This window comes from Cryobacterium sp. Y50 (assembly GCF_002929805.1).
Classification (GTDB): domain Bacteria; phylum Actinomycetota; class Actinomycetes; order Actinomycetales; family Microbacteriaceae; genus Cryobacterium.
On sequence record NZ_PJJM01000091.1, the window covers coordinates 1 to 16,347 of the forward strand.

General features: G+C 62.6%; 15 protein-coding genes and 1 tRNA gene. 13 read left to right on the forward strand and 3 right to left on the reverse strand.

The features are described 5' to 3' along the window. Positions 1-149 precede the first annotated feature (149 nt). Complete coding sequence (locus CXY73_RS10570; protein ID WP_233198260.1) at positions 150-3,011, reverse strand: LuxR family transcriptional regulator; 2,862 nt, start codon at positions 3,009-3,011, stop codon at positions 150-152. Between the two features lie 368 nt (positions 3,012-3,379). Between CXY73_RS10570 and CXY73_RS10575 the strand changes: the two genes are divergently transcribed. The 6 genes from CXY73_RS10575 to nadE all read left to right on the forward strand — a co-directional run bounded on the left by CXY73_RS10575 (position 3,380) and on the right by nadE (position 9,690). Then, positions 3,380-4,096 carry a SipW-dependent-type signal peptide-containing protein gene (locus CXY73_RS10575; RefSeq protein ID WP_104177685.1) on the forward strand — a complete coding sequence of 239 codons (717 nt, stop codon included), beginning with the start codon at positions 3,380-3,382 and terminating at the stop codon, positions 4,094-4,096. 24 nt (positions 4,097-4,120) lie between these two features. Then, positions 4,121-4,702, forward strand: coding sequence for a signal peptidase I (locus CXY73_RS10580; RefSeq protein ID WP_158254102.1), 582 nt, complete (start codon positions 4,121-4,123; stop codon positions 4,700-4,702). Continuing rightward, positions 4,684-5,544: a hypothetical protein gene (locus tag CXY73_RS10585; RefSeq protein WP_233198261.1), complete on the forward strand. Its 861-nt coding sequence runs from the start codon at positions 4,684-4,686 to the stop codon at positions 5,542-5,544. Before CXY73_RS10580 ends, CXY73_RS10585 begins: the two co-directional genes overlap by 19 nt. After that, positions 5,520-6,914, forward strand: a complete 1,395-nt coding sequence (locus tag CXY73_RS10590) for a choice-of-anchor G family protein (RefSeq protein WP_104177688.1) — start codon at positions 5,520-5,522, stop codon at positions 6,912-6,914. The genes CXY73_RS10585 and CXY73_RS10590 overlap by 25 nt, the downstream gene beginning before the upstream one ends. Positions 6,915-8,454: 1,540 nt before the next feature. Further along, positions 8,455-8,530: transfer RNA gene (locus CXY73_RS10595), tRNA-Arg, on the forward strand. Between the two features lie 338 nt (positions 8,531-8,868). Further along, positions 8,869-9,690 (forward strand): ammonia-dependent NAD(+) synthetase, encoded by an 822-nt coding sequence (gene nadE / locus CXY73_RS10605; protein ID WP_104135744.1) that lies wholly within the window; start codon positions 8,869-8,871, stop codon positions 9,688-9,690. Positions 9,691-9,770: 80 nt separating this feature from the next. On the opposite strand, the gene CXY73_RS10610 is transcribed toward nadE, so the two are convergent. Together CXY73_RS10610 and CXY73_RS10615 are read right to left on the reverse strand one after the other, a co-directional pair. Continuing rightward, positions 9,771-10,535 (reverse strand): hypothetical protein, encoded by a 765-nt coding sequence (locus tag CXY73_RS10610; RefSeq protein WP_104177689.1) that lies wholly within the window; start codon positions 10,533-10,535, stop codon positions 9,771-9,773. 93 nt (positions 10,536-10,628) lie between these two features. Then, positions 10,629-10,865 carry a DNA mismatch repair protein gene (locus CXY73_RS10615; protein ID WP_104177690.1) on the reverse strand — a complete coding sequence of 79 codons (237 nt, stop codon included), beginning with the start codon at positions 10,863-10,865 and terminating at the stop codon, positions 10,629-10,631. Between the two features lie 140 nt (positions 10,866-11,005). Here CXY73_RS10615 and msrA point away from each other — a divergent pair, with 140 nt between their 5' ends. The 7 genes from msrA to CXY73_RS10650 all read left to right on the forward strand — a co-directional run bounded on the left by msrA (position 11,006) and on the right by CXY73_RS10650 (position 16,345). After that, positions 11,006-11,530 carry a peptide-methionine (S)-S-oxide reductase MsrA gene (msrA, locus tag CXY73_RS10620; RefSeq protein WP_104177691.1) on the forward strand — a complete coding sequence of 175 codons (525 nt, stop codon included), beginning with the start codon at positions 11,006-11,008 and terminating at the stop codon, positions 11,528-11,530. A gap of 207 nt (positions 11,531-11,737) precedes the next feature. Then, positions 11,738-12,268: a single-stranded DNA-binding protein gene (locus CXY73_RS10625; RefSeq protein WP_104177692.1), complete on the forward strand. Its 531-nt coding sequence runs from the start codon at positions 11,738-11,740 to the stop codon at positions 12,266-12,268. Positions 12,269-12,303: 35 nt separating this feature from the next. Further along, positions 12,304-12,855: a hypothetical protein gene (locus CXY73_RS10630; protein WP_233198262.1), complete on the forward strand. Its 552-nt coding sequence runs from the start codon at positions 12,304-12,306 to the stop codon at positions 12,853-12,855. A gap of 5 nt (positions 12,856-12,860) precedes the next feature. Next, positions 12,861-14,543, forward strand: coding sequence for an energy-dependent translational throttle protein EttA (ettA, locus tag CXY73_RS10635; RefSeq protein ID WP_104177732.1), 1,683 nt, complete (start codon positions 12,861-12,863; stop codon positions 14,541-14,543). Positions 14,544-14,554: 11 nt separating this feature from the next. Next, positions 14,555-15,025: a thioesterase family protein gene (locus CXY73_RS10640; protein WP_104135739.1), complete on the forward strand. Its 471-nt coding sequence runs from the start codon at positions 14,555-14,557 to the stop codon at positions 15,023-15,025. Positions 15,026-15,128: 103 nt separating this feature from the next. Next, a complete protein-coding gene (locus tag CXY73_RS10645) occupies positions 15,129-15,638 on the forward strand; it encodes a sigma-70 family RNA polymerase sigma factor (RefSeq protein ID WP_104177693.1) in 510 nt (169 codons plus the stop codon). Beyond that, a complete protein-coding gene (locus CXY73_RS10650; RefSeq protein WP_104135737.1) occupies positions 15,635-16,345 on the forward strand; it encodes a zf-HC2 domain-containing protein in 711 nt (236 codons plus the stop codon). The genes CXY73_RS10645 and CXY73_RS10650 overlap by 4 nt, the downstream gene beginning before the upstream one ends. The last annotated feature ends 2 nt before the right edge of the window (positions 16,346-16,347 follow it).

Consider the following 16,347-nt stretch of genomic DNA (forward strand, 5'->3'; position numbering starts at 1 on the left):
ATCTGGACCAAATCCGCGGAACAAATCCTCGAATCCCTCAAACGACTTCTACAACGAACTTCCGACGCAGGACACTAGTTGCTCGTGCGCATCGCGACCGGGAGATGTCGGGAAACGGCTTTTCTCATCGCCGTCGACGTCCGGTGCAACTACACGACATGACCGTGACGGCCGTGGTCGATGTGCTGCCGCGCGACACCATGCGCAAGCGTGTCGAATTGCGCTGGACCGGAGGCGGTTGAGACCAGGGGATAGGCATCGCTGAGATCGGGGGAAGGGTCAGGCTCCCGCCCGATACCGCGGGGGCTCTGCCCGGTCTTGATGCGGGCCTGGTAGAGGTGGGACTCGATGGTGCGCACCGAGAGATACAGTTTGGTCGCGATCTCCCGATTGCTCAGACCTTGCCCGGCCAGCGTGGTGATCTCGCGTTCGCGCGTGGTGAGCGCGTCGAGCGAGCTACGTTCCGGAGCTTGGCGCAGGTCTTCACCGCTAGACCCACTCGTCGCCGCATAGTGTTCGGCCCGGGCCTGGCTCCGGTGCTCGGACAGCGAATCGGCCCGTTGCTCGTGCAGGCGTGCGGCATGGATGCTGGCGCTGGCGGCCATTCCGTAGGCACCGAGTTCGGCCAGGTGGCTCGCCGCGCCGTCCATCGCTTCGGCATCGATCGCTGCGGCGGCACGCGTGCGATGGGCCATCGCGAGTACGATAGGCGAGTCCGTCGTTGCGGCGATTCGCTCCAGGTGCACCGCGATGTCGGCGGTGGGTTCGCCGAGCGCGACCAAGGTATCGAACAGCCATGACCGGATCAGCGGTGCCTGTCCATCGGCCGACTCGAGTAGACGATGTGCCAGACCGCGAGCGGCAACGATTCGCCCCGAATGCATCAAGAATTGCAGGTCGGAATAGTCGGACTCAAATTGCGAGAGTGCGTCATCGCCGGTCGGCTCAGCGGATGCCTGTGCGCACGCCATTTTAGCGGCGGCGGCCTGCATGAGTCCCAGCCGGGCGAGGGAACTCGCGTGCAGGCTCTGCACCCAGGGCAGCCAGCCGCAGGGATCGGATCTAATGAGGTTCGCATGGGCCATTCGTAGTTCGGCCTCCGTTCCGACCGTGTCGCCTCGAAAATCCAACAGCCGCGCAGAGATGAACCCGAGAATGCCCAACTTACCTAAGTCGTGGTCAGCGACGGAGACCAGGATCCACCGGTTCAACTCGTCCGTGAGGCTCGCTACATTGAGACCGCTCATGCAGCGCAGGGCCGCCTTGCTCTGAAAGATTTCGAGGGCCAGGCCTTCACTCGAGTAAATGTCGGCGTTGCGTTGTCCGCGGTCGCGGCGGTTGAGGGTCGTGGCGAGTTCGAGCAAGGCGAGGCCGTGCTGGGTGCGCCCTTCGTGGGCGTGGCCGATGCTGCTCAGGCACGCCGCGCGAATGCGGGTGACGACGTTGTAGTCGGCGTTGTTGGCGATGAACTCGCCCTCTCGGGCAACCCGGACCCAGTCCATGCATTGCATGGCCTGGGTGAGGCGAATATATTCGCCTTCGCCACGCATGGTGATATCGCCGGCAAGCCAACCGGCGACCCGGGTGCTGAACGCGGCGTATTCCGCCGCAGTCAGGGGAGAGAACTTGGCGAGGGAAACTAACCAGCGCACGAGCTTGACGCCGTCCGACGGTCTCACGACGAGCGTATCGGCCGGTGCGATGATGGCCAAGGCTGCCGAGTATCGACCTGTGGCAGCCAGAGCACGAGAATACTCAATGGTCGATTTGAGACCTGGTTCGATCCCCAGACTCAGCCCGGCGTAGAGGAGTGCCTGCTCGGGCTGGCCGACGCTGCGGCTGCGGCGGGCGGCCATCAGCAGAATATCGGCGACGACGGCCTGGCCCCATTTCTCCGATACGCCGGGTTCCAAGTCGGAGCATTGAATCCAGCTCCTCGCGATGAGTTGGGCCTCCGCGGGGGTCGTGGCGAACCCGTGGCTGCGGTCCGTCAGCAACACTTCCACCAAGCGTTTGGTAGTTTCACGAAGCAGGGCGCTGTCGATCTGGGCGAGAGCAGCCTCGGCGAGCATGGTGTGACCCTGCACGTGGTTGCCTTGGCCCGACAGGTGGTGCACATGGCCGCGCCGAATAAGATCGCTCAAATCAGCCGGGTTGCTGAGCATCAGCGCCCGGGCATACGTAGTCTTGTGCAGCGCGGCAATCAGCGAGAGCGTCACGAGTTGGGCCGGGGCCAGATCGAGCAATTGGTGGGTCAGCAAATCGGTGATGCGCCGAGACGGCACCAGGAACGCGAAAGCGGTGCGGTTCAGGTCGAACAGGGGCGGCTGCTGCCGGGCGGCCTCGGCCGTGAGCTCGCGGAGCAAGACCCGGGAGCCGCCGCTGCGGTCGTGTAAAAGTGCTTGCGTGACGCGGTCGAATTGCGTGCCCGGTGCGAACTCTTGCACCAAATCGGCAGACTCAGGCGCGGTCAGTGGCTCCAGGTCGATGCGCTCGACGTCGCCCTTGATCCAGAGTTCAGCGAGCAGATGTGTGGTTGTTCTGTCGATCGCCAGGAGGGCGGCGTGTGGTACCAGGTCGCTCGCAGCGAGGAGCGTGATGGCCTGCGTGGCCACCAATTGACTCAGGCTCCGCATCGTGTGGGCGTCGAGGAGGTGGGCGTCGTCAACGAGAACGACTGGCCGGTCGACAGCGCTAACCTGCTGGAAGTAACTCAAAATTCGACCGGTGGTCACGCTCGCACCGGCCAGCGCCTCGGCGAGGGTGAGGTTTGGTCCGTGGAGCAGGGAACCGAAGGGTTCGCTGCTGGCACCCATGGTTCCAATGATGCGCACGGGCCGCGGAGAGGTCTCACTCAGGCGACGCACGACGCTGTCGAGCAGGAAGGTTTTACCAAATCCGAGCGGCCCAAAGATCACCACACTGATGTCCGACCCCAGGCGGGTAACAATCTGCTGCGGGTGGCGATCGATCCCGATGACGCGGGGCGAGGCAGCTGAATTGTCCGGCACCATTCTGTGTCGCTCAACCCTCATGCCGCCCCCACGGATCTCGACCTCACCACGTACGGTAACCCGGTGGGCTCTTTCCACGATACCTGCAGCCCTCCGTGCGCTTGCAGTCGTCACCTACTGGGTTCCCGCACCACGCTACTGGGTTCCCGCACTGCGTTACTGGGTTTGCGCCAAGACCCCACTGGAGTAAATGGACGGCATCACTGGTATACCCGTCAGTTGACCGGCTGAGGTACGGGGCTCGGCGCGAAATGCCCCTCCCGTCGAAACACCTCACCTAGCGTTGGTGGCTCCACGGGTGACGACCGGACTAATCAGCCTGCTTCGTTACATCGAATTAGCCCAGTTGAACCAAAGGACACAGCATGACATCACACACCACACCCGCCCGCTGTCTGGCACATAAGCGCGCCAGGCGAGGCAAGATTATGGCTATCCTGGCCGGTGGAGCCGCACTCGGTCTTGGAACGACGGCAACCCTGGCCGCGTGGACCGACACCGAATGGGTCTTCGGTGGTGGCACCGGCGGCACCGGTGACAGCGCTGGCGTCGGAACATCCTCCTTTGATGTTGAGCAGAATGTCGTCGCCCCGTTTAATACGGCCGCTTTCGTTCAGGACGAAACGAACCCGGGCCAGGCGCTCACCTTCGGTCTCGACGCTTTGAGCCTCACCCCCGGCGACTCGGTCTACGCTCCCGTCGCCCTGCGCACGATCAGCAACTCGTCCGCCGGTAACCTGACGCTGGAGCCGGCCGTTGCCGCGGCCGGTGTCACCGTCGTCGACTCCGATGCTGCTCTATGGACGGCCCTGACCATGCGAGTCTGGGTTTCGGAAGCGGCGTTCACCTGCAATGCCAGCACTGTGGCATCCACTTCACCTTCTATTATTATGGAGATCGCCAACGGGCCGCTGGGCAGCACGGGCGGAACCACCGTGCAGGCCCTATCAGCGGCCGGCGCGAACACGCAGTACTACTGCTTCAAGGTCACCCTGCCGAGCAACGCCCAGACCAGCCAGAGCCTCAACCTGCAGGGGCGTACCGTTGCGCCGGCCTGGGAATTCTCTGCCGCCTCAAGCTAACCTGCCGATATAACGATGCCACGCGTGAGACTGCCCCGTCGTAATGCCGGCGCAATCGCCAAGGATGTTCTGCTCACCCTCGCCGGTATGGCGGGACTTCTGTCCATCGTCGGGTTCGCGCTGACCCTCGTTTTTTCGCTCTCGATCGTGATCGTGTTGACCGGATCAATGGCGCCCGGTCTGCCCACCGGATCAGCGATCGTGGTCGAAGAAGACGTTCCAGCGGCCGACCTCGTCATTGGCGATATCGTGACGGTTGCCCGCCCCGGATACGACCTGCCGGTTACCCACCGGATCGTTGGCATCGAGGAAATTTCAGGGGACGTATCCGCTCGCGCACTGACCTTGCAGGGTGATGCCAATGCCTCGGTCGACCGCGATGCCTATATCGTGCAGACCGCGCAGCGGGCCGTGATCGGATTTCCCGGATTCGGCTTTGCTCTGCGCACAATGCAATCCCCCCTGTTCATAGGCGTCACCACCCTGCTGATGGCACTCGCCATTGTCTGGGCCTTCTGGCCGCCGCGCCCGGAGCGCGTGGCAGCGGTGATTGGTTCGCGGCAGGAAAGCATCAACTCAACTAGAGAATGTCAGGAAACACGGTGACACGTAGCGGCACGGTAACGAGATTGGTCGCTCCGGCGCGCCGACGCGGCCTGTTGGCGGTAGCTCTTGTTGCCGCCGTGGCCGTGGTGAGTGGGCTAGGCCTGTTGTCGGTGCGCGCCGTCGCTGTGATCCAGACCGTCACGACCGTGTCGCAGCCGGGGATTCTGGAGCTGACCTCAAGCCTGCCCCACGATGTGGTTCTCAATCTGACGCCGGGCAAACCCGTTTACTGGCAGATCGGCGCCGCCCTGACCCAGGACCTCACTGGATCCCTTGTTTTAGAGATTCGCAAGAGCGGCGACCTCGCCATCAACGCACGCGGCCTGAATGTCGTGATCGACCGCTGCAGCGAACCGTGGACGAACCTCGAGACCACGCCGAGCTGCACCAACGAGCGGGAACACGTGCTTGTGGCCACACCCCTTGACGATAACTCGTCTGTCAGCGGCATCTACGACCTGGCCGGGATTTCCGAAGCCCGCGGAAAATACCTGCTCGTGGCACTGTCTCTCAACGTCGCGCCCGAGACGGCCAACAACGATCTGATCGGGCTAAGCGGTGAAGTCGGAATCGGCCTGACCGCCGCGGGGGACAACTCGTCGACTCGGCCGGCAATCGAAACACCGGGCGGGTCGTATTCGGCGGGTGGCGGCGATAATCTTGCCCTGACCGGGATCGATGCGCTGGCTCTGGTTCTCGTCGCGGTCGGGGTTCTCGCACTCGGCATTGTTGTCTCAATCCGTCGATTCGCAGAAATGCCAGCCGCTGACGACGTTGTGCGATTAGCGGGCACTCACTCCTACCCCGCGGGCGGGCAGTGTGGGCGACCGTGCTCGGCCTGACCGTGATCGCGACTTTGCTCGCTGCGACCAATCCGCCGACCATCGCACTGAGCGTGGCCTCATGGACCGACACCGAATGGGCCCAGGGATCACTCGGTACCGACCTGGTCAGCTGTGGAATTGACACCGGGTATTCGAGCACGGCGTCGGGCAAGTTTCTGAATGCGACCCTGACCGATGCGAGCCTGGGCCCCGTCGTGGGTATCAACGGGCTGCAGGCCACACGCAACGGCGATACCGCGGCACAGGTAACGCCGACCTCAGCCCAGCACCCCGACGCCGGCGTCTCCACCACCACTGACACATTCAGGAACCCGCTCACGGTGTCTGTGCTGAAAGAGAATGTGCTCGATCTGACGGGTTTGAACGCGGCGCTGCCGGTGGGCGCGGCTGGCATGCTTGGTGAATATGCCCAGGTGAGCAACACGGGGTCGTCAGCGGGGGCATCCGGTCTCCTAAACAATTCGGGCGGCATCGGTTTCACCCCGACGACACAGGATACGCAGCTGCCGACGGCAGCGAGCCTCAATCTGGCGTCGGTGCTTCCTGTCGGAGTCGCGAGCGCCTCGCTCTTGATCGGGGCGGTTGCGGCGTCGGCGCAGCTGGACTGGTGCACGGCGCTCGAAGACGAGATCTGGGGCGACGGCACGGTGAGTGGCGTCGTGCGGAACTACGAGATCGCGAGCCTCAACCTAGTGACACAGGTACCGGTGCTGAAAGATATTCTCGCGAACGCGACATCGACGGTGTCGTCCTTTGTCAATTCAACTCTCTCGTCGCACTCGTCAGTCGGGAAGGCAACGGCGCTGCTAGAGAACCCGGTAATAGTAACCGACACGATGACCGTCAATCTCAGCAAGGGCACCGTGACGATGGATCTGGCAAGTTTGATGAGTTTAGGTCTGAACGATCAGGCGCCGAACACGGCGCTCGGCCTCGATGCCACCAAAGTCCAGAGCGCCATTACCCAGGTCATCACCCTGGTCACGGCGTGGACAGAGGCAATTTCGACGAAATTGCAGGAGGCGAAAGCGTCGTTGAGCGTGCTGCTCACCGGGCTGCTGAACACTCTGAATGCCACCTTGAACAGTCTGACGAGCGTTTTAAACACGACGGTCACTGCGCTCACGCCGACCTTGAACGGGGTATTCTCAGCACTTCCCGGGGTGCTGTCGCTCACTATCAACGTGCAACCCGATCAGCCGAATGCACCAACGGGAGCGGCGTTCACAGCCTCGGCTGCGGCGTCGAGCGCCGAGTATCGGGTGAGCGCCCTGCGCATCGGGCTACTCGGCTATTTGACCGGATCGGAGCTCGCGACAGTCACCTTCGCAACGGCATCGGCCGGGGCGAATGCGCGTCTGCAGTAGCGCCGTCGATCGTTAGGCGCGGCGCGGTTTGGGCTCAGGTGATGTCTCGCGAAGGTCAACGGCTATCGAGATCGGTGCTGAGCCCGGCTACTCACGCAGCGTCATCTGCATTCGAACCGCCAGTGGAACCCCCATCGCTGAAAGCACTGTTGTTGCGGAGTGACGGGTGGACCGGAGGGCATAGACAGGTGTCCTAAGCGCTTCTATCCCGGCTTTCACCAGAGCAGCGTGCCAGCCGAGGTTGCACGCGCTGGGGTTTCATGGTGCCCCGCCGTCAAAGAGCGGGTTACCGACGAGCCGCCGAATATTTCCGGGCGATGTGAACATGAGGCCAAGCGGATTGTGTTCGATGAGCACTGCCGCATGGCGGCGGCGACCACCTCGAGCAGCGGGAGGCGAGCGGCACGCGCCCGTTGGAGCTCGCAGTTTTTTGGGCGTGTGAGCATGAGTGCACCGGCAAGCGCTTCCATCTCGAAGCCGGCCGGGGCCGTCCGCGCCGTGCAGTCGGCCGCACGCAGCCCTCTTTGTGTTCCGATCCACCCAGCCTGTTCCGTACGCCCAGGGGAGGCGTTGAAGTTGCCTGGCGAGGTCGAGAGTTTCGCTTCCGGGCGTCAAGTCTGCACGATCGATCGTAAGGCCGAGCCCCTCTCCTTCCTGGCATCCGGTCAGCAGAAACAGCAACCACCTGGCTGCTAGACGCTCGTCTTTCACCGCTGCAATAACAGTATTTGTTTGCGCAATGGTCACGTGCGTTTTTGACTACGGCTGCCTTCGGGCGTTCGATCGCGGTAGCCGGGTTCCAATCCACGAGGCGCCGGCTGACCTCTGCGCTCAGGACTGTGCTCAGGGATGTGCTCAGGGATGTGCTCAGGATCGGATGGGCGTTCCGCGCGGTTGTGGAGGAAAGGCCGCGTTTCGTCATGCCCTGCGTCATCTCTAATACGTCGTCGCATCCGAGCTGCGTGATTCGGATCTTCCCAATGGCGGGGATTATGTCTAGCAGCACGCTGGCTCGCTATGAATCGAGGGTGCGTGGACGGATGGCCACCGTATCCAGACACTCCCCGAAATACGCGGCTAGGGTCGGATTCCGGGTGCGCTGTACGATACCGGTCTTCATCTTTGCGTGTGCGGTGTCAAATTTTTCTCGGGCTGCCTTTTCATCTACAACGGTCACTGCAATGCCGCGTGCTTTCCCGTCTGGACCGGGTGGCAGCGTTCTAGTCCGACCCAGAGCCCACGTTTTGCGTCCCATTTGAATGACCCTGCGCCTGATGACGCGCGCTTGACGTTTTTCGCTTTGCCCTGGTCATGATGCCCTCCGTGTGCCTGAAATCGACAGTACGGGCAGGTATACCTTCGAGTGGGCCCTCTTGTGGTTGTTCCGGGAAAGGGCTAGTTAATTCTATGATCTGTGAGCTCCCTGAGCGAAATGTCCGTTTTGAAGCTCTGGCGGTACACAACGAACCCGCAACTCCCGTGTAATCACGCGGATGTCCGGGTCTCCACCGACCTCCGGTAGGCTTTCAATGTACAATTCGCCCCCGTAGCTCAGTGGATAGAGCACCGGCCTTCTAATCCGATTGTCGTAGGTTCGATTCCTACCGGGGGCACCACCGTTAGCGGACTGATTGGGATGACGTGCGCTTGCGCCGCTGCTGGACGTACCTTCGGCCAAAGTAGATCGTCTGAATAACGCCCAAGCCCAATATCCCAATCGTGAAAAGCACATTGCCTGGGGTCACTGCGCTCCACACCCCGAGACCCAGGTACAAGAGCCCGACAATCGTCAAGGCCAGCGGTGCTTCGTCTGACTGCGCCATTTCGGACTAACCCCGATCGTTGTTGATACTACCGACTTCAGTGTGGCGCGAATCGACGTGAAGTCCAAGGTCTCACGGCGTCTTCCGGTTGAGGCGGCAGCGCTAATTCTCGAGGATTGCTAGATTCAAGTATGCGAGAACTCCAGGCGCGAATCATCGCGGAACTCAACGTCTCACCCACCATCGACCCTGCCGCCGAAGTACACCGCCGGGTGAAATTTCTCAAGGACTACCTCAAGCGCACCGGTGCTGCGGGCCTGGCGCTCGGCATCAGTGGCGGTCAGGACTCCACCCTGGCCGGCCGGTTATGCTCGCTCGCCATCGATGAACTCGTCGCCGAGGGGCACCCGGCCACCTTCGTCGCCGTGCGCCTGCCGTACGCGATTCAGCGCGATGAAGCGGATGCCCAACTCGCGTTGGAATTCATCCGCCCGCAATCGCAGGCTACCTTCAACATTGAACTCGCCGTCGAGGGTTTTGAAACCGAATTTCTCGCGAGCCTCGACGTGGCGATGACCGACTTCACCAAGGGGAATGTCAAGGCGCGTTCCCGTATGATCGCGCAGTATGCGCTCGCCGGCCAGCTCGGCCTGCTCGTGGTCGGTACCGACCATGCGGCCGAAGCGGTTACCGGATTCTTCACCAAGTACGGCGACGGCGGCACCGACATTCTGCCGCTGACCGGCCTGTCCAAGCGCCAGGGTCGCGCCCTGTTGATAGAGCTCGGGGCCCCCGAACGGCTCTATTTGAAGGACCCGACCGCTGATCTGCTCGACCACACGCCCGGTCAGAGCGACGAAGCGAATCTGGGACTGCAGTACGAGCACATCGATGATTTTCTCGAGGGTCAGCCGGTCGACGACGAAGTGGCCGAGGCAATCGAAGCACGCTACCTCAGCACGGAACACAAGCGTCGGATGCCCGCCGCGCTGTTTGACGACTGGTGGCGATAAGCGTCCCAGCGCGACAAAAAACGAGCCGGTCAGCGCTGCGACAGCGCCGACCGGCTCGTTCAGGTTGTACTGATTGACCTCTAGATGGTCGGTGCGGAGGACGAACGCGTGAGCGGGTCTGTGCTGCGCACCTCGAGTTTGTTCACGTCGTCGAGCAGACGCTGGGTCTCCGTTGATGCGTCGGCCGCAGCCGCCGTCGAAGTGGATGCCGGCGCACGGTTGACCGCCGCAGGAGTGAGCGGTGCCGCTCGCACCGGTGCGGGCGCGGGTTCTGCCGCACTGTGCTGGTTGTGGTGCTGCTGGGCAACCCACGCGTCTTGCTCGGCCAGCAGGCTCTTCTCGGCGCCGGAGTTCTGGGCTTTCCAACGATCGAGATCGCCCTGGAAGATTTTGCGGGCGCGCCCAGGCTTGTTCTGCCACTCCACCAAGCGGTCGCGAAACTCGACCAAAGCCGGTTCCAGCTGGTATCCGAATGTGGCCGAGGTGCGCTTGAGCTCGTACAACTCGTGGGTGGCCCAGTTCGCGGCGATGCCCGACCCGCGGATCGGCAGCAGTCGAACCTGAATGTCGGCTTGTCCGACCGCCCGGTCGCTCATGACCTGTTCCTGCGGGGTCAGCGAATTCCAAACGGATGCCTCGGTGGCGGCATCGACGAGGGCGGCGATCGCGGCCACCTTGATCTCCCGATCCCGTTGGGTGAGGAGCCGCTTGACGGCCCCCCGGGAGATCAACGCCGCCAGCACGCTGGCGATGACAATCGCACCAATGAAGACGATCGCACTGAAAACCACAGGTTCTGTGCTGACGTCTGTGAGCCAGGTTACGAAGCTATTCCACCATTCCATGTCGAGGATTTTATCCGCGCAGTTTCTGTTCTGCGGGACCAGCCTCGGCGTGCCCCCACTCATTTGGGACCAATGGGTGTGATGCGGCAGCGATTAGCATAAACGGAAACAATCGATAGCGTCTTCGATGCGGCAGAACGCGCCGAGATCACGCGTGCGAGTCGCGAAAACGATTCTTCGGGCGCTATACCGCTCACCGTCGACGCCGGCCCGGCGTTCGAGATAGCCGATGACAGCGCCAACCGGATCGACGACGCGCCACAATCCCTCGCGCACTGCGATGAAATCACGGCCACGAATGCTGGCGATCGGTGCGATGAGAAATGTCATGATTGCTCCTTCTGAATTCGGCCGGCCGCTGGTGTTTCCTCCACCGTATGGGCGACCACCGACATCCGCTTTCGGCGAACAGGCGGCAGCAATGACGCAGCATCCTGCGGGGGCGACGCTGGACGAGTTAGGGTGGAGGAGTGCAAACTTTTGTGATCGCAGGTGGATGTTTCTGGTGTCTCGATGCTGTCTATCGGGTCTTACGCGGTGTGAGCGAGGTCGTTTCGGGGTACACCGGCGGTACCACCGCCGACCCTGACTACGAAGCGGTCTGCACCGGCCGTACCGGCCACGCTGAGGCCGTTGCGGTGACCTTCGACCCGAAGGTCATACCAGCCAGCGTCATCCTGGACGTGTTTTTCACGCTGCACGACCCGACCCAGCTCAATCGGCAGGGCAACGATGTCGGTACCCAATACCGGTCGGCCATGTTCTACACCGACGATGAGCAGAAGCAGCTGTTTGAGACAGCCCGAGATCGGGCAAGTGAGTGGTGGGGCGCTGGCATCACTACCACAATCGAACCGCTCGGTGACTACCACGAGGCCGAAGACCTTCACCAAGACTTCTTCAACAAGAACCCCGGACAGGGCTACTGCATGGCCGTTGCCGTGCCGAAGGTCAACAAGATTCGCAAGTCCTACTCCGAGTATCTCGTCGGCTAGCTTCTTCTCCACAGCTCCTCGAGAGCGGGAATTCTCTACGGATTCGCACGACTTGCCCCACCACTGTGTCGTGGGGCGGCACACTCGCAGTGTGCGACCCGGGAACAACGAAGACTGGCACGAGTTGTTGTTCCCGGGCCGCGTGCGTCGGCTCCCTGTTCGGCGCCCAGCGATCGTGTTCACGCGAACATCGTGCCGGGAGAAACCATGAGCGAGCGCATCACGATATCCGGAGTCATTGGCACCGTTCCCCGCCGCCCTTTTGCCAAAAACGGAGCCCCGATCACATCCTTTCGTCTGGCGTCTCGCCAGAGCCATTTCGATCGGGCAAAGGACGAATGGGTCGACGACAACACCAGCTGGTACACCGTCAGTACGTTTCGCCACCTGGCTACCAATGCGGCCCAGTCGCTCAGCAAGGGCGAGCATGTGGTAGTGACGGGCAAGCTCTTCGTTCGCAACTGGACGAATGCGGAACGCTCAGGAACGGATGTCGATATCGTCGCTGACGCCATCGGCCATGACCTAGCTTGGTACACCACAACGCCCGTTCGCGCTGGCTTACCGGCCCGCGCTAAATCGGAGCAGACCGAGTCGGAACCGGCCGAATCCGCCGAATCTGCCGAATCGGCCACCGCATACGAGGATGACTTCAGGCAACTAGATGGTTCTGCAGACGGTTTCGTTCCGGACGCGACCGACGCCGACCGTGATTCGTTTGCGCGTTTAGACTCGTAACATCGTCCACGCACGTGGACCGGGGGAGGCAGTACGTGAGCTTGGCAGAACCACATCCGCAGGATCAGTCCGTTGTGAGGGCGGTCGGTCGGCGCGCCGGCCGCTCGCGGTTCTCCGCTGCCATGGTGGGCGCTGCGCTGATCTTTGGCGTCACCCTGACCGCGTGTACCGGTGTCCCGGCAGAACCCGCCACTACGACCGCTGTTCCCGCCACTCCGGCGACACCGACACCCTCGGCCACGCCAGCACCCGACCCGGCGCTGGTACCGACCGGAACCGCGGGAGAGAATCTGGTCTACTTCAACTTTCTGGCCGCGGCGGTAACCAAAGCAGACCCCTCTGCTGACGGTCGCGCCTACATCGACGCCCTCGTCGAAGGCGGGTTTGACCGCAGCGCGATGGAAGTGACCTTCGATCGTACCCAGGCCAATCTCGTCGCCGACTCTGTGCAATTCTCCGTGCGCTTCGCCGGCGAATGCTTGATCGGTCAGATCGGCCCGGCCAGCGACGGCTTCCACAGCGTGGTCGCGCCGATCCTGTCGACCGGTTTGTGTCTGGTTGGGTCTAGTCGACAAATAGACTGGTGAACACTATGGCCGAATTTATTTACTCAATGGTCCGCGCTCGCAAGGCGATCGGTGAAAAGCTGATTCTTGACGACGTCACCATGTCCTTTTTTCCCGGTGCCAAGATTGGTGTGGTTGGCCCCAACGGCGCCGGAAAGTCCACCATTCTCAAGATCATGGCGGGTCTGGACACCCCCAGCAACGGTGAGGCGCGACTCTCCCCGGGCTACACCGTCGGTATTCTGATGCAGGAACCGCAGCTCGACGAGAGCAAGACCGTGCTCGAAAACGTGCAGGAGGGCGTCGGGCCGATCAAGGCCAAGGTCGACCGCTTCAATGAGATCAGCCTTGCCCTGGGCGAACCCGACGCCGACTTCGACACACTGCTCGCCGAAATGGGCATTTTGCAGGAAGCCATCGATGCAGCGGATGCCTGGGACCTCGATTCCCAGCTCGAGCAGGCCATGGACGCCCTGCGCACTCCGCCGGGCGATTCCGAGGTCGCCAACCTCTCCGGTGGTGAGAAGCGCCGGGTAGCGCTGACCAAGCTGCTGCTGCAAAAGCCCGATCTGCTGCTGCTCGATGAGCCCACTAACCACCTCGACGCCGAGAGTGTTCTCTGGCTCGAGCAGCACCTGGCCAAGTATCCCGGCGCCGTGATCGCCGTCACCCACGACCGGTACTTCCTCGACCACGTTGCCGAGTGGATCGCCGAAATTGACCGCGGACACCTTTACCCCTACGAGGGCAACTACTCCACCTACCTCGAAAAGAAGCAGGAACGACTGTTCGTGCAGGGCAAGAAGGATGCGAAGTTGTCACGCCGTCTCGCCGACGAGCTTGAATGGGTGCGCTCCAACGCCAAGGGCCGTCAGGTGAAGTCGAAGGCCCGCCTGGCTCGCTACGAGGAGATGGTCACCGCCGCCGAGAGCACCCGCAAGCTGGACTTCGAAGAAATCGTGATTCCGGTCGGCCCGCGGCTCGGTGCCCAGGTCATCGACGCGACCAAGCTCGAAAAGGGCTTCGACGGGCGCCTGCTCATCGACAATCTCAGCTTCACCCTGCCGCGCAACGGCATCGTCGGCATTATCGGCCCGAATGGTGTGGGAAAGACCACCCTGTTCAAGACCATCGTCGGCAAGGAACCACTCGACGGTGGCGAGCTGAAAATCGGCGACACGGTCAACATCTCCTACGTCGACCAGGACCGTGGCGGCATCGATCCGAACAAGACCCTGTGGGAGGTTGTCTCCGACGGCCAGGACTACATCCAGGTTGGCAAGACCGAAATTCCCTCGCGCGCCTACGTCTCGACCTTTGGTTTCAAGGGTCCAGACCAGCAGAAGAAGGCCGGCGTGCTCTCCGGTGGTGAGCGCAACCGTCTGAACCTTGCTCTTACCCTGAAGCAGGGCGGAAACCTGCTGCTCCTCGACGAGCCCACTAACGACCTCGACGTCGAAACGCTCGGGTCGCTTGAGAACGCGCTGCTCGAGTTTCCCGGCTGCGCCGTGGTGATCACGCACGACCGGTGGTTCCTTGACCGGGTGGCCACGCACATCCTCTCGTATGAGGGAACCGACGACAACCCAGCCAACTGGTACTGGTTCGAGGGCAACTTCGAGTCCTACGAAGAGAACAAGATCGAGCGTCTCGGCCCCGATGCGGCCAAGCCGCACCGTTCCGCTTACCGCAAGCTCACTCGCGATTAGGACATAAAAAGGTGAAGCTGCACGTACCGATCCGCCTGCGCTGGTCCGACCTCGACGCCTACGGTCACGTCAACAACTCCGAGATGCTGCGCCTGCTGGAAGAGGCGCGCATCCTGGCCTTCTGGGTGACCGAAGACGAGGGGGCGATCGGCGCGAGCACGGCCGTGCTCGACGGACGTCCGGGAGCGGCGACCCTGACACTGATCGCCCGGCAGGAGATCGAGTATCTGGCGCCGGTGCCCTACCTGCGTCAGCCGCTCGACGTTCGTCTCTGGATCGGCAAGCTCGGTGGCGCGAGCCTCGACGTGTGCTATGAGGTGTACAGCCCCGAGAGCGTCATGCCGGAGGTTCTGTATGCGCGGGCGAGCACGACCATCGTGCTCGTCGATGCGACGAGCGAACGCCCGCGCCGCATCAACGACACCGAACGCGCCGCCTGGACTCCCTACCTCGACGACCCGATCGAGTTCGCCCGGCACTGACTCGTCCCGCAGGGCAGAACGTGGGCTAGAGTTTCCGTGAATAAACCGTTGTTGTACTGAACCACACACGCGTCCACTGCGTGTTAAGCGGGGGAGGTGGGCCGTGGCCGATGAGCGTGCCGAACTATTGCGTGCCCTCCACGACGAACACGGGCCTATTCTGTGGCGCTATGTAGTGCGGTTGACTCATGACACCGCCCTCGCCGATGACGTGGTGCAGGAGACCCTGTTGCGCGCCTGGCGCCGGCCGCGCCTGCTCGATCAGACCGAGGTGTCGGCCAGGGCGTGGCTGTTCACGGTGGCCCGAAACCTGGTGATCGACGATCGACGCACGGCCCGGGCCCGGCATGAGATGCCGACCGACCAGCTGCCCGAACTGCCCACCGACGATCAAACCGACGCCTTACTCGATGCCTGGCTGATAGCGGATGCCCTCACCGACCTTTCGCTCGATCATCGGGCAGTCATCGTCTGCGCCTACTATCAAGGCCAGTCCGTCGCGGAGACCGCACGAAATTTGGATATTCCCGAAGGAACCGTGAAATCCAGGCTGCACTATGGTCTGCGAGCTCTGCGCCTCGCACTGCAAGAGCGAGGAGTGACGGAGCGATGAACAGTCCTGCCGACCGATACTCAGACTGGGACGGCGTCTACGTACTCGGCGCGCTCTCGCCTGGCGACCGACGAGACTACGAACGGCACCTCAACGACTGCGCCGCCTGCAGTCAGGCCGTCGCCCACCTCGCCGGGCTGCCCGGGCTGCTCGCCCTGGTACCCCTGGATCAAGCGGTGCAGCTCGGTCATGCGCCCGGTGCGGCAGTGGATTCGGGCACATCGCCGTCCGCCGAGCTGCTGCCCCGGCTGCTGGCAGCGGCCCGGGCCCGCTCCCGGCGGGCTCGCCTGCTCACGGTAGGGGCCATGCTGACGGCCGCCGCGATTGCGGCATCCGCTGCCCTGATTGTGCCTGGCTGGCTGGACCAGCGAGTCACCAGTGCCAGGGAACCGGCCGTCGCCATGACCGCCGTCGTTCCGAGTCCGCTCACCGCGAGCTTTCGCCTGACGGGCGAAAACTGGGGTACCCGCATCGACGCGAACTGCAGTTATGCCAAGAGCGGCAACGACTTCGGACCGCAGCCCTACGCCCTGTTCGTGACCGACACCGCCGGGGACGAGAGCCTGGTCGCCAGCTGGATTGCCGGTCCCGGTACCACGATCACCGCCGTGGGTACCATGAATGTCGCCGAAGACGCGATTGCGAGCGTGGACATTCGCTGGATGCCCGACGAGCGCGTGCTGCTGGAGTCCAAACCGAGCTGGTAGCT

Excerpts from the sequence above, each read along its gene's own strand:
- nadE (WP_104135744.1), top strand. The coding sequence starts at position 8,869 with ATGCGAGAACTCCAGGCGCGAATCATCGCGGAACTCAACGTCTCACCC.
- ettA (WP_104177732.1), top strand. The coding sequence starts at position 12,861 with ATGGCCGAATTTATTTACTCAATGGTCCGCGCTCGCAAGGCGATCGGT.
- CXY73_RS10585 (WP_233198261.1), top strand. The coding sequence starts at position 4,684 with ATGTCAGGAAACACGGTGACACGTAGCGGCACGGTAACGAGATTGGTC.
- CXY73_RS10610 (WP_104177689.1), bottom strand. The coding sequence starts at position 10,535 with ATGGAATGGTGGAATAGCTTCGTAACCTGGCTCACAGACGTCAGCACA.
- CXY73_RS10575 (WP_104177685.1), top strand. The coding sequence starts at position 3,380 with ATGACATCACACACCACACCCGCCCGCTGTCTGGCACATAAGCGCGCC.
- CXY73_RS10615 (WP_104177690.1), bottom strand. The coding sequence starts at position 10,865 with ATGACATTTCTCATCGCACCGATCGCCAGCATTCGTGGCCGTGATTTC.
- CXY73_RS10625 (WP_104177692.1), top strand. The coding sequence starts at position 11,738 with ATGAGCGAGCGCATCACGATATCCGGAGTCATTGGCACCGTTCCCCGC.
- CXY73_RS10650 (WP_104135737.1), top strand. The coding sequence starts at position 15,635 with ATGAACAGTCCTGCCGACCGATACTCAGACTGGGACGGCGTCTACGTA.